The 12,405-nt window shown below is 69.8% G+C and carries 10 protein-coding genes; 9 read left to right on the top strand and 1 reads right to left on the bottom strand.

The genetic code is table 11. The annotated features are described in order from the left end of the window. The first annotated feature begins 166 nt into the window (after nt 1-166). Entirely contained in the window at nt 167-1,192 is a 1,026-nt protein-coding gene (locus KVA01_RS08010) for a Dyp-type peroxidase (protein WP_141269663.1), read from the top strand. Nucleotides 1,193-1,238: 46 nt separating this feature from the next. After that, nucleotides 1,239-2,039 (top strand): family 1 encapsulin nanocompartment shell protein, encoded by an 801-nt coding sequence (locus tag KVA01_RS08005; protein WP_068469728.1) that lies wholly within the window; start codon nt 1,239-1,241, stop codon nt 2,037-2,039. A 150-nt stretch (nt 2,040-2,189) separates the two neighbouring features. Here the strand turns inward: KVA01_RS08005 and KVA01_RS08000 are convergent, their stop codons facing one another. Further along, a complete protein-coding gene (locus tag KVA01_RS08000) occupies nt 2,190-4,076 on the bottom strand; it encodes an FAD-binding monooxygenase (RefSeq protein ID WP_141269661.1) in 1,887 nt (628 codons plus the stop codon). Between the two features lie 316 nt (nt 4,077-4,392). Here KVA01_RS08000 and KVA01_RS07995 point away from each other — a divergent pair, with 316 nt between their 5' ends. From KVA01_RS07995 to KVA01_RS07965, 7 genes are all read left to right on the top strand, one after another. Next, complete coding sequence (locus KVA01_RS07995) at nt 4,393-5,916, top strand: fumarylacetoacetate hydrolase family protein (protein WP_141269659.1); 1,524 nt, start codon at nt 4,393-4,395, stop codon at nt 5,914-5,916. Nucleotides 5,917-6,007: 91 nt separating this feature from the next. Further along, a complete protein-coding gene (locus tag KVA01_RS07990; RefSeq protein WP_068469735.1) occupies nt 6,008-6,706 on the top strand; it encodes a GntR family transcriptional regulator in 699 nt (232 codons plus the stop codon). Between the two features lie 62 nt (nt 6,707-6,768). Further along, the gene (hpaE, locus tag KVA01_RS07985; protein ID WP_141269657.1) at nt 6,769-8,304 is read left to right on the top strand and encodes a 5-carboxymethyl-2-hydroxymuconate semialdehyde dehydrogenase; all 1,536 of its coding nucleotides are present in this window, start codon (nt 6,769-6,771) and stop codon (nt 8,302-8,304) included. Nucleotides 8,305-8,415: 111 nt separating this feature from the next. Next, on the top strand, nt 8,416-9,582 hold the full coding sequence (gene hpaD, locus KVA01_RS07980; RefSeq protein WP_141269655.1) for a 3,4-dihydroxyphenylacetate 2,3-dioxygenase: 1,167 nt from the start codon (nt 8,416-8,418) through the stop codon (nt 9,580-9,582). An 85-nt stretch (nt 9,583-9,667) separates the two neighbouring features. Beyond that, the gene (hpaH, locus tag KVA01_RS07975; RefSeq protein ID WP_141269653.1) at nt 9,668-10,453 is read left to right on the top strand and encodes a 2-oxo-hept-4-ene-1,7-dioate hydratase; all 786 of its coding nucleotides are present in this window, start codon (nt 9,668-9,670) and stop codon (nt 10,451-10,453) included. 50 nt (nt 10,454-10,503) lie between these two features. Further along, on the top strand, nt 10,504-11,274 hold the full coding sequence (locus tag KVA01_RS07970) for an HpcH/HpaI aldolase family protein (RefSeq protein WP_068469806.1): 771 nt from the start codon (nt 10,504-10,506) through the stop codon (nt 11,272-11,274). A gap of 16 nt (nt 11,275-11,290) precedes the next feature. After that, nucleotides 11,291-11,725, top strand: coding sequence for a cytidine deaminase (locus tag KVA01_RS07965; RefSeq protein WP_141269651.1), 435 nt, complete (start codon nt 11,291-11,293; stop codon nt 11,723-11,725). The last annotated feature ends 680 nt before the right edge of the window (nt 11,726-12,405 follow it).

Raw genomic sequence — 12,405 nt, 5'->3', positions numbered from 1 at the left:
CAGGCCGGCGGCGCCGTCGGCGTCGTCGTGAGGGACACCCGACGGGTGGCGCCCTCGGGACCCGCCTCCGGGAACCGGCGTTCCCTCCCGGGGCTCCGCACTCAGGGGGATAGTGTGGAGGCAGTCAACGGCCCGCAACGGTAGCCCGCTCACCCACGGAGGCACCATGCCCACTCAGAAGATCGTGGCCCCACCGGCCAATGCCGCCATGTTCCTGGTCCTCACCGTCAACGAGGGTGCGGAGGCGCAGGTGGCGGACGTCCTCACCGGCGTCTCGGACCTGACCAAGGCGGTCTCGTTCCGCGTGCCCACGAGCAACCTGCTGTGCGTGGTGGGCATCGGGCACGACGCCTGGGGTCGGCTCTTCGACGCTCCCCTGCCCAAGGACCTGCACCCGTTCAAGGAGTTCCACGGGGACGTCCACTCCGCACCGGCCACCCCCGGCGACCTGCTGATCCACCTGCGGGCGGGCACGCAGGACGTCTGCTTCGAGCTGGCCAAGCAGCTGATGACCCGGCTGCGCCCGTACACGCAGGTCCAGGACGAGGTCCACGGCTTCAAGTTCTTCGAGGAGCGGGACCTGCTGGGCTTCGTGGACGGCACCGCCAACCCGGAGGGGGACGAGGCCCAGACGGCCGCGGTCGTGGGGGACCAGGACCCGGCCTACCGCGGCGGCAGCTACGTGATCGTGCAGAAGTACCTGCACGAGATGAGCGAGTGGGAGGCGCTGTCCACCGGGGAGCAGGAGCGGGTGATCGGCCGTTCCAAGCTCGAGGACATCGAGATGCCGGACGAGCAGAAGCCCGCGAACTCGCACGTGGCGCTCAACGACCTCGACGACGTGGACGGCCACGCCCGCGAGATCATGCGGGACAACATGCCCTTCGGGGAAGTGGGCTCGCAGGAGTTCGGCACCTACTTCATCGGCTACGCCGCGGACCCGGCGATCACCGAGACGATGCTCGAGAACATGTTCATCGGCAACCCGCCGGGCACGTACGACCGCATCCTCGACTTCTCCACCGCGGTCACGGGTGGCCTGTTCTTCGCGCCCCCCAAGTCCTTCCTGGACGACCCCACCACGGTGCCCGCCCAGAGCACGTCCGCCGGCGTCGACGCTGCGGACGAGGACGCCGCCCCCGCCGCCTCGGCGGACGGGTCGCTGGGCATCGGCAGCCTCAAGAAGTCCTGACACGGGCCGGGCACACCACTCGACCAACCAACCCAAGGAGTTGACGATGAACAACCTGTACAGGGACCTCGCTCCCATCTCATCCGCTGCGTGGGCCGACATGGGCGACGAGGCCCGCCGGACCTTCAAGGCCCGCGTGGCGGCCCGCCGCACCGTGGACATGCCGGACCCCGCCGGGGCCGAGTTCTCCGCGCTGGGCACGGGCCACGTCAGCCCTGTGGCCGCGGACACCCCGGGTGTGGAGGCGCTGCAGCGCCACGTGGTGCGCGTGGTGGAGCTGCGCGCGCCGTTCACGGTCAAGCGCTCGGACGTGGACGACGTCGAGCGCGGCGCCACGGACCCGGACTGGCAGCCCGTGAAGGACGCCGCCGTGGCCCTGGCCTCCGCCGAGGACCGCACCGTGTTCTACGGCTCGGACGCCGCCGGCATCCAGGGCATCGCCCCGGCCAGCGACAACGAGCGCGTCACCATGCCGCAGGACGTCCGCGAGTTCCCGAACGCGGTGGCCAAGGCCAAGACCGAGCTGCGCCTGGCCGGCGTGGCGGGCCCGTACAACCTGCTGCTGCCCGCGGACCTCTACACGGAGGTCACCGAGACCACGGACCACGGCTACCCGGTCCACGACCACATCCAGCGGATCCTGGGCGACGGCAGCATCATCTGGGCCCCCGCGCTCGACGACGCCCTGCTGGTCTCCGCGCGCGGCGGTGACTACGAGCTGCATCTGGGCCAGGACACGGCGATCGGCTACACGTCCCACACCGCCGAGACCGTGGACCTCTACCTGCGCGAGACGCTCACCTTCCGGGTCAACACCTCGGAGGCCAGCGTGGTGATCTCCCGCTGAGGCGAGTCCCGCTGCGCCGGGCCGGGGCGTCCCGCCCGCGTAGCACCCGACTGACGGGCCGTCCGGCAGCCCAACCACGACGAAACCCGTCGTGCATCCCCCAAGCGATACACGACGGGTTTCGTCGTGTGACCGGGCCGCCCCGGTGGATCAGTTCGTGCGCAGGAAACCGTCGAAGAACGCCGCGAGCTCAGCGGTGGCGTCCAGCGGGAGCACCGCGGCCACGTAGTGGTCCGGTCGGACGACCACCACGGCGCCGTCGCGGCTGATCTTCCGCAGGTCGAAGACGTCCTCACCGGGGATGGCCGCGTACACGCGCTCCCAGTAGTTCAGCTCGAGCGGTCCCACCTGCGGCTTGAACGCGCGCGGCACGGCGTTGATGTCCACGTCCGTGTAGGCCTGCTGGTAGGTGACGTCCAGGTCGAAGAGCGTGGCGTCGCCGTCGCCCTCGCGGCGGTGGGCCTGCAGCGGGGAGGCGGGGTCGTTCTGCCACCACTCGGCGAACGCGGTGGTGGGGGAGTCCGCGCCGGCCACGGCGGGGTCCGCGTACACGTGGATGCGCCAGCGGCCGTCCGCGGTGGCCTCGTGGCCCTGGTGCACGACCATCGAGTCGCACACGCGCTGCACCCGCGCGGACTTGAAGCGCTTGCCCACGGGCCAGCCTTCCGCGAGGTCCTGGTGCTCGGTGCCCGCAACGATCATGGAGGGCTTGTACTCGGTCATGAAGCCTGCCGGGAACTCGGCGGTCTTGACGTAGAACTCCTCCAGGTACTTGGGGTCCGGGAGCTTGTCCTGCGGCGTGGCCATCAGGGTGGACCACTCGCGGTCGAAGTCGATCAGGTTCTTGGCGATCTCCTGGCGCTCCTCGGAGTAGGTGTCCAGGAGGGACTCGTCCGCCCGGCCGGAGAGCACCGCGCCGAGTTTCCAGCCCAGGTTCCAGCCGTCCTGCATGGACACGTTCATGCCCTGCCCGGCCTTCGCCGAGTGGGTGTGGCAGGCGTCCCCGGCGATGAACACGCGGGGGCAGCGGGTGCCGCGGTCCTCGGTGTCGACGTCGTCGAAGTGGTCCGTGAGGCGGTGGCCCACCTCGTACACGGAGGACCACGCCACGGACTTCACGTCCACGCTGTAGGGGTGGATGATCTGGTTGGCCCGGCGGATGACCTCCTCCACGGGGGTCTTGCGGATCTCGTGGTTGTCGTCCTCGGGCACCTCGCCCAGGTCCACGTACATGCGGAAGAGCAGGCCGCCCTCGCGGGGGATGTGCAGGATGGAGCCGTTCACGGAGTTGATCGCGCACTTGGTGCGGATGTCCGGGAAGTCGGTGTTGGCGAGCACGTCCATGACGCCCCACGCGTGGTTGGCCCCCTGGCCCTCGAGCTTGCGGCCGATCGCCTTGCGCACGCGGGATGCGGCGCCGTCGCAGCCGAAGACGTACTTGGCGCGCACCGTGCGCTCCTCGCCCTCGCGCGGACCGGCCACGTGACGGACCGTGACGGCCACCGGGTACTCCTGCTCCTGGTCAACCTCCAGGCCCACGAACTCGATCCCGTAGTCCGGCTCGATCCGCCCGGGGCCGCGCTTGGCGGCACGCAGGAAGTAGTCGAGCACGCGCGCCTGGTTCACGATCATGTGCGGGAACTCGGAGATGCCGTGGGGGTCGTCCGCGGGGCGGCCCGTGCGCACGATGTTCTGCGGGTTCGTGGGGTCCGGGTTCCAGAAGCACATCTCCTGGAGCATGAACGCCTCCTGGATGATCTCCTGCGCGAACCCGAAGGACTGGAAGGTCTCCACGCTGCGGGCCTGGATGCCGTCCGCCTGGCCGATCTCCAGACGGCCCGGGCGGCGCTCGATCAACCGGGTGCTCACGTCCGGGTACTGGGAGAGCTGCGCCGCCGCAATCACACCGGCCGGGCCGGAGCCGACGATGAGCACGTCCATGGTCTCCGGGAGGTCCTCGGCACGGTCCACGCCGTAGCCGCGGGCCTCTTCCACGCGGGGATCCTCGGAGACGTATCCGTTCTGATGAAATTGCATGGTTTCTCCTGTGTTCTTCCGCGGCGCGGGCCGGGGCGTGGTCCGGGATCGGGAGCCGGAGGAGCGGCGCTACTCCGTCCACGGCGATCCGGGTGACGGATGGACGACGGTGGCTGTGGCTCAGATCATATACGATCTACCCCGAATGTGACAGGGTCCACGGCGGTGAGATCGGCGGACTCTCCTGGCCTGGCGGGGGAGTAGTGGAGCTGTTTGTCGGCCGCCGGTCAATTCGTGTGAAGCACACCACTTGTTGACCCTCCGTGGATAATATACGATTTGGCACAACACCGTGACGACCAGAGGAGACGGTCCCGTGACCCAGACCCCGCAGAACCCCGCACCCGGCAACGACGCCGCGCAGCCGGTTCCGGTGCGCCCCGGCAAGATCATCGCGGTGCACGTGGCCTACGAGTCCCGCGCCGCGCAGCGTGGTCGCAAGCCTGCCGTGCCTTCCTACTTCCTCAAGCCCGCCAGCTCCCTGGCCGGTTCCGGTGCCGCGGTGGAGCGCCCCGCGGGCACGGAGCTGCTCGCGTTCGAGGGTGAGATCGCCCTGGTGATCGGCACGCCCGCGAGGAACGTCTCCCTCGAGGGCGCCTGGGACCACGTGGCGGCGGTGACCGCCTCCAACGACTGGGGCCTCTACGACCTGCGCGCCGCGGACAAGGGCTCCAACCTGCGCAACAAGGGCCGGGACGGCTACACCTCCCTGGGCCCGGCGCTCATCGACGCCCGCACGGTCTCCCCGGAGCAGCTGCGCGTGCGCACGTGGCTCAACGGCCGGGTGGTCCAGGAGGACACCACCGGCGCCGAGAACATGATCTTTCCGCTCGCCCAGTTCGTGGCGGACCTCTCCCAGCACGTGACCCTCGAGGAGGGGGACGTGATCCTCACGGGCACGCCCGCCGGCTCCTCGGTCGCCCGCCCGGGTGACGTGGTGGAGGTGGAGGTGGACGCGCCCACGGCCCCCGGGGCGCCGTCGTCCGGGCGTCTGGTGAGCCGCGTGACCGAGGGCGGCGAGGGCTTCGACGAGGGCCTGGGCGCCATGCCGGCCGTGAACGACACCCAGCGCGAGGAGGCGTGGGGCTCCCGCGAGGCCGCGGGCCTGCCCGAGCGGGGCGCGGAGCACGCGCTGTCCCCCGAGCTGCGCGCGATGCTCGACAAGGCCCCCACCGCCGGGCTCTCCGCCCAGCTGCGCAAGCGCGGGCTGAACAACGTGGTGGTGGCCGGCGTCTTCCCGCAGACCCCGGGCACCAAGCTCGTGGGCACCGCCAGGACCCTGCGCTTCGTGCCCAACCGTGAGGACCTCTTCAAGAGCCACGGCGGCGGCTACAACGCCCAGAAGCGCGCGTTCGACGCCGTGGGTGAGGGCGAGGTGATCGTCATCGAGGCGCGCGGCGAGACCGGTTCCGCGACCCTCGGGGACGTCCTCGCGCTGCGCGCCCGCCACCGCGGCGCGGCCGGCGTGGTCACGGACGGCGGTGTGCGCGACTACGCGGCCGTGCAGGAGATCGGGCTGCCGGTCTTCTGCAAGGCGCCCAACCCCGCGGTGCTCGGCCGGCGCCACGTGCCCTGGGAGTCGGACGTGGCCGTGGCCTGCGGTGACGTCACCGTGCTGCCGGGTGACGTGATCGTGGGCGACGACGACGGCGTCGTCGTCATCCCCCGCGCGCTCGCCGAGGAGGTGGCCCGGGACGCCCTGGCCAAGGAGCACGAAGACGGCTGGGTGGCCGAGCGCGTGGCCGAGGGTCACCCCGTGGACGGGCTGTTCCCGCCCACCGGGGAGTGGAAGGAGAAGTTCCAGCGGTGGCTGGCCGAGAACCCGGTGCCCACCGACTGACCCGCCACCCGCCGCACGACCCGCGGCTCGCCGCCCGACGCGCCGAGTGCACGACCCGAGTGCACGACCCCCGTACCGAACCGAGGAACCCATGCCCCTGACCGCGGACTCCGCGAACGCCGCGCCGAGCAAGGCGCAGCGCGCCTACGACTGGATCAAGGCGCAGATCATGACCCAGGCGTTCTCCCCGGGCTACCGCCTGGTGCTCGCGAGCATCGCGGAGGCGCTGGGGATGTCCGTGGTGCCGGTGCGCGAGGCGATCCGCCGGCTGGAGGCCGAGGGACTCGTGACGTTCGAGCGCAACGTGGGCGCACGGGTGTCCATGGTGGACGGCGAGCAGTACCGCTACAGCATGGAGACCCTCGCGATCCTGGAGGGCGCCGCCACGGCCCTGTCCGCCGAGCGCATCACGGCCGCGGACCTCGCCCGGGCCCGTGAGCTCAACGCCGCCATGGAGGAGTCGCTGCAGAACTTCGACCCCCAGGCGTTCACGGAGACCAACCACGAGTTCCACCGGGTGCTCGCGTGCCGCTGCCCGAACGAGCGGCTCAACGACCTCGTGACCGTGGAGTGGGAGCGCCTGAACCACCTGCGCAGCTCCACGTTCTCGTTCGTCCCGGAGCGCGCCCGCGCCTCCGTCAACGAGCACCACCACATCCTCCACCTCATCGAGACCCACGCCCCGGCGGACGCCGTGGAGCGTGCCGTGCGCCAGCACCGCGCCGCAACCCTGCAGAGCTACCTCAGCAGCCGCGGCGGCACGGACGAGGCGCAGCGGCGCACCGCATGACCCACCGACGGCCGTCCCACTGATTCGCACCGATTCTTCGCACTGATTCAAGGAGTCACCACATGGCAGCCCTGCAGGACACCAAGCCCGAGAACCTTCCCGATTCCATCCGCCACTACATCGACGGCGAGTGGGTCGACTCGATCGACGGGGACACGTTCGACGTCCTCAACCCCGTGGCCAACGAGCCCTACATCAAGGCCGCCTCCGGCAAGAAGGCGGACATCGAGGCCGCCGTGGCCGCCGCGAAGAAGGCCTTCGAGGAGGGCCCGTGGCCCAAGATGCTCCCGCGCGAGCGCTCCCGGATCCTGCACAGGATCGCGGACATCGTGGAGTCCCGCGGGGACCAGCTCGCCGCCATGGAGTCCTACGACTCCGGTCTGCCCATCACCCAGGCGCTCGGCCAGGCGCGCCGCGCGGCGGAGAACTTCCGGTTCTTCGCGGACCTGGTCGTCGCCCAGACGGACGACGCCTACAAGGTCCCGGGCCGCCAGGTGAACTACGTGAACCGCAAGCCCATCGGTGTGGCCGGCCTGATCACCCCGTGGAACACCCCGTTCATGCTCGAGTCCTGGAAGCTGGGCCCCGCGCTGGCCACGGGCAACTGCGTGGTCCTCAAGCCTGCGGAGTTCACACCGCTCTCGGCGTCCCTGTGGCCGGGCATCTTCGAGGAGGCCGGCGTGCCTGCCGGTGTCTTCAACCTGGTCAACGGTTTCGGCGAGGAGGGCTACGCGGGCGACTCCCTCGTGAAGCACCCGGACGTTCCCCTGATCTCGTTCACGGGCGAGTCCCGCACCGGGCAGATCATTTTCGGCAACGCCGCCCCGTACCTCAAGGGTCTGTCCATGGAGCTGGGCGGAAAGTCCCCGGCCGTGGTCTTCGAGGACGCTGACCTGGAGGCCGCGATCAACGCGACCATCTTCGGTGTGTTCTCCCTCAACGGCGAGCGCTGCACCGCGGGCTCGCGCATCCTGGTCCAGCGCGGGATCTACGACGAGTTCGTGGAGCGCTACGCCGCGCAGGCCAAGCGCGTGAAGGTGGGCCTGCCCTCGGACCCGAGCACCGAGGTGGGCGCGCTCGTGCACCCGGAGCACTACGAGAAGGTCATGTCCTACGTGGAGATCGGCAAGCAGGAGGCCCGTCTGGTGGCCGGTGGCGGGCGCCCGGAGGGCTTCGAGACCGGCAACTACGTGGCGCCCACCGTGTTCGTGGACGTGAAGCCGGACGCCCGGATCTTCCAGGAGGAGATCTTCGGCCCGGTGGTGGCGATCACCCCGTTCGACACGGACGAGGAGGCCCTGGAGCTCGCCAACAACACGAAGTACGGCCTGGCCGCCTACATCTGGACGAGCGACCTCAAGCGCGCCCACAACTTCGCGCAGAACGTGGAGGCGGGCATGGTGTGGCTGAACTCCAACAACGTGCGGGACCTGCGCACCCCGTTCGGCGGCGTGAAGGCCTCCGGGCTGGGCCACGAGGGCGGCTACCGCTCGATCGACTTCTACACCGACCAGCAGGCCGTGCACATCAACCTGGGTGAAGTGCACAACCCGGTGTTCGGCAAGCAGGAGGACGCCGCCGCGAAGGCGGACGGCTGAGGCCCACTCCCACCCCGCCGCTGCGGTCCGCACGGGCCGCAGCGGCGCAGGGTCCGCCGAGGACCCCGCAATCTCCACTGACCCCGTCACCCTCATCACGAAGGACACATCATGACGAATCCCGCTGATCGGACAATGACGTCCTCGGGCTTCTACGTTTCGCAGGAAGCCCCGATCACCACCGACGACCCCGTCACGACCCCCTCCGTCCCGGCGCCGGACATCCTGCGCTGCGCGTACATGGAGCTCGTGGTCACGGACCTCGCGAAGTCCCGCGCGTTCTACGTGGACGTGCTGGGTCTCACGGTCACGGAGGAGGACGAGGACAGCGTCTACCTGCGCTCGATCGAGGAGTTCATCCACCACAACCTGGTGCTGCGCAAGGGCCCGCAGGCCGCCGTGGCCGCGTTCTCGTACCGGGTGCGCAGCCCCGAGGACCTGGACCGCGCCGTCGCCTTCTACGAGGAGCTCGGCTGCCGTGTGGAGCGCCGCAGCGAGGGCTTCACCAAGGGCATCGGGGACTCCGTGCGCGTGGAGGACCCGCTGGGCTTCCCCTACGAGTTCTTCCACGACGTGGAGCACGTGGAGCGCCTGGCCTGGCGCTACGACCTGTACACCCCGGGCGCCCTGGTGCGTCTGGACCACTTCAACCAGGTCACCCCGGACGTCCCCCGCGCCACCAAGTTCATGCAGGACCTGGGCTTCCGCGTGACCGAGGACATCCAGGACCAGGAGGGCACGGTCTACGCCGCGTGGATGCGCCGCAAGCCCACCGTGCACGACACCGCCATGACCGGTGGTGACGGCCCCCGCATGCACCACGTGGCCTTCGCGACCCACGAGAAGCACAACATCCTGGCCATCTGCGACAAGCTCGGCGCGCTGCGCCAGTCGGACAGGATCGAGCGGGGTCCCGGCCGCCACGGCGTCTCCAACGCGTTCTACCTCTACCTGCGGGACCCGGACGGGCACCGCGTGGAGATCTACACGCAGGACTACTACACCGGTGACCCGGACAACCCCGTGGTCACGTGGGACGTCCACGACAACCAGCGCCGCGACTGGTGGGGCACCCCCGTGGTCCCGTCCTGGTACACGGACGCCTCCCTGGTGCTGGACCTGGACGGCAACCCCCAGGAGGTCGTCTCCCGCACGGACGACTCCGAGCTGGAGGTGACCATCGGCGCGGACGGCTTCTCCTACACCCGCCCCTCCGAGGGCGAGGACTCCATGCCGGAGTGGAAGCAGGGCGAGTACAAGATGGGTCACCAGCTCTGACCCGCGACGACGACGCCGCCCGCCCCCTCGCGTGGGCGGGCGGCGTCGTCGTCCCCCGAGCACGCACGAACCGAAAGGCAGGGACATGCTGGAGCACGAACGCGTGGTGGCCATCGCGGACGAACTGGCCGCCGCCGAGGCGAACCGCACGATGGTGGAGCGCCTCACCAAGCGCTACCCGGAGATGACCGTGGAGGACTCCTACGCGGTGCAGAACGAGTGGCGCCGGCGGGCGCAGGAGTCCGGGCGGCGGCTCGTGGGCCGCAAGATCGGGCTCACGTCCAAGGTCATGCAGGAGGCCACGGGGATCACCGAGCCGGACTACGGGGCGATCTTCGCGGACCAGGTGCACGAGAACGGTTCGGTGATCGAGCACGCGCAGTACTCGAACGTGCGGATCGAGGTGGAGCTCGCGTTCGTGCTCAAGGAGGAGCTGCGCGGGCCGCACACGAGCATCTTCGACGTGCTGCGGGCCACCGAGTACGTGGTGCCGGCGCTGGAGATCCTGAGCTCGCGGATCCAGATGGAGGGCCGCACCATCGTGGACACCATCTCGGACAACGCCGCCCTGGGCGGGATGGTCTACGGCGGCAACCCCGTGGCCCCGGACGCCGTGGACCTGCGCTGGGTGTCCGCGCTGCTGTACCGCAACGAGACCCTGGAGGACACGGGCGTGGCCGCCGCGGTGCTGAACCACCCGGCGAACGGGGTGGCGTGGCTCGCGAACAAGCTCGCGGCGCACGGGGATGCGCTGGAGGCCGGGAGCATCGTGCTGGCCGGGTCCTTCACCAAGCCCATGTGGGTGCACCCGGGGGACACCGTCCACGCGGACTACGGACAGTTGGGAGCCATCACGTGTCGTTTCGAGTGAACGAGCTGATCCACACCTTCCGCGCGCCGGACGCGCCGAACCTGCCCGGTGTGCTGCCGAGCCTCAAGGACCTCTTCGCGCTGCCGCTTACACCCGAGGACCCGGTCACGGGCATCTTCCTCTCCTCCGGGGACCCGACCGCCGCAGAGATTTGCGCGAGCGCGGGCTTCGACTACCTGCTGGTGGACGGGGAGCACTCGCCGCTGTCGCTGGAGTCGATCCAGGCGCAGCTGCGCGCCATCGCCGGGTACCCCACGCTGTCCGTGGTGCGGGTGCCCGCCAACGACGAGGTCGTCGTCAAGCAGTACCTGGACCTCGGGGTGCAGTCGCTGATCGTGCCCATGGTGGACTCCGTGGCGGAGGCGGAGGCCGCTGCGCGGGCCGTGGCGTACCCGTCCGAGGGTGTGCGCGGTGTGGGCGCGGCGCTCGCGCGCTCCGGCCGCTGGGGCGGGATCCCCGGCTACCTGCCGCGCGCCCGGGAGACCATCACCCTGGTGGTGCAGGCGGAGTCCGCGGCGGCCGTGGCGAGCATCGAGGAGATCGCGGCGGTGGACGGTGTGGACGGCGTGTTCGTGGGCCCCTCGGACCTCGCCGCCTCCATGGGGCTCATCGGTCAGCAGACCCACCCGGACGTCGTCGCCGCCGTGAAGCACGTGATCACCGCCGTGCACGAGGCGGGCAAGTTCGTGGGCGTCAACGCGTTCGCCCAGGACCAGGCGCGGGACTACCTCGCGGCGGGTGCCGACTTCGTGAACGTGGGCGCCGACGTCGCCCTGCTGGCTTCCGGGGCACGGAACCTGGCGGGGGCGTTCCGGGGCTGAGTCATACCCTTGTTACATGAACCGTGACCAGCTGGACGAGACCGTCAGCGCGTGCCTGAACCTGATCGAAACGCGCTTCCCGGACGGGGAGGAGCGCGGTGCTGCCGCGATGCTGCTGGCCGACGGGACCATCCTCACCGGCACCGCTCCGGATGCGGTGAACCCGGCGGTGGAGGTGTGCCACGAGATCGAGCCGTACGCGGGGGCGTTCCGGTTGAACCAGGCCGTCGTTGCGTCGGTGTGCCTGCATCGTGATGGCCACGGGCGATTTCTGGTGCTCAGCCCGTGCGGAGTGTGCCGGGAACGGCTGGCCGTGCACGGGCCTGACGTGCTGGTGGGTGTCGCAGTGCCGGAGGACCCCGCGCAGGTGGTGTGGACGGCATTGCGTGACGTGCTTCCGGACTACTGGATGACCGTGTTTGATGATGAAGTTACCGGCGGCTGGAGATGAGTACCGTCCACGGGGCGCAGGCATTGAGAACTGCGCTGAAAAGACCGTAGGGCGACAGATGGATTGCCGGGGATGAAGACTTCCAGTCTCCTTGCCGCTTTGGTGACCGTACTTGTCCTGGCATGTGGCTTTGTTGTCGTCGTGCCGCGATCCCCTGGCGGGTACGTGGGGCTGGTGACGGCTGGAACCTTTGGGGCGGGCGTGTTCTACGGGCATCCCACCCACCGGCTGCTCGCCCACCAGTGGCCACGAACAGCGTTGCGGTCCTCGATGTTTCGCTGGGCCAGGCCGCGTTTGCTGGCCCGAATGCTGGACCGGGTGGGGTGGAACCGGCAGGTACGTCGCCCCATCAGGTCCTTCGCCGACCTTGATCCGTTCAGGTTCGATGCCGCTGGGTCATTGGTCAGCCATGCTGCGTCGCTTGCGATCCATCTGCTGGCCGCTGCAGCTCTCGCGGTCTTCGCCCATCCCTGGTGGGCCCTGGGGTGCTTGCTCTTGGGTCTGGTGGTCCATGGGTGGCCGTGTCTGCTTCAGATTGACGTGTTGATACGACTGGACGAACTCCGCAACAAAGCCCGAACACGCGGCCGGGAGGGCTCCTCTACCAGGGGGCGCGGGTCATGACGTTGTGGTCACTGGGGTGGAACTCCACTCCGCATAGGCGTTGAGGGCCTGTCGGA

Origin of the sequence: Kocuria varians, from assembly GCF_006539885.1 — a bacterium.
Taxonomy (GTDB): domain Bacteria; phylum Actinomycetota; class Actinomycetes; order Actinomycetales; family Micrococcaceae; genus Kocuria; species Kocuria varians.
Note: the sequence above shows the minus strand (reverse complement) of the source record. Positions and strands in the feature narration are given on the sequence as shown.

Bases quoted from the DNA above. Each gene is read 5' to 3' on its own strand.
- KVA01_RS08000 (WP_141269661.1), bottom strand. From the start codon at position 4,076: ATGCAATTTCATCAGAACGGATACGTCTCCGAGGATCCCCGCGTGGAA.
- hpaH (WP_141269653.1), top strand. From the start codon at position 9,668: ATGCTGGAGCACGAACGCGTGGTGGCCATCGCGGACGAACTGGCCGCC.
- KVA01_RS08005 (WP_068469728.1), top strand. From the start codon at position 1,239: ATGAACAACCTGTACAGGGACCTCGCTCCCATCTCATCCGCTGCGTGG.
- hpaD (WP_141269655.1), top strand. From the start codon at position 8,416: ATGACGAATCCCGCTGATCGGACAATGACGTCCTCGGGCTTCTACGTT.
- hpaE (WP_141269657.1), top strand. From the start codon at position 6,769: ATGGCAGCCCTGCAGGACACCAAGCCCGAGAACCTTCCCGATTCCATC.
- KVA01_RS08010 (WP_141269663.1), top strand. From the start codon at position 167: ATGCCCACTCAGAAGATCGTGGCCCCACCGGCCAATGCCGCCATGTTC.
- KVA01_RS07990 (WP_068469735.1), top strand. From the start codon at position 6,008: ATGCCCCTGACCGCGGACTCCGCGAACGCCGCGCCGAGCAAGGCGCAG.
- KVA01_RS07965 (WP_141269651.1), top strand. From the start codon at position 11,291: ATGAACCGTGACCAGCTGGACGAGACCGTCAGCGCGTGCCTGAACCTG.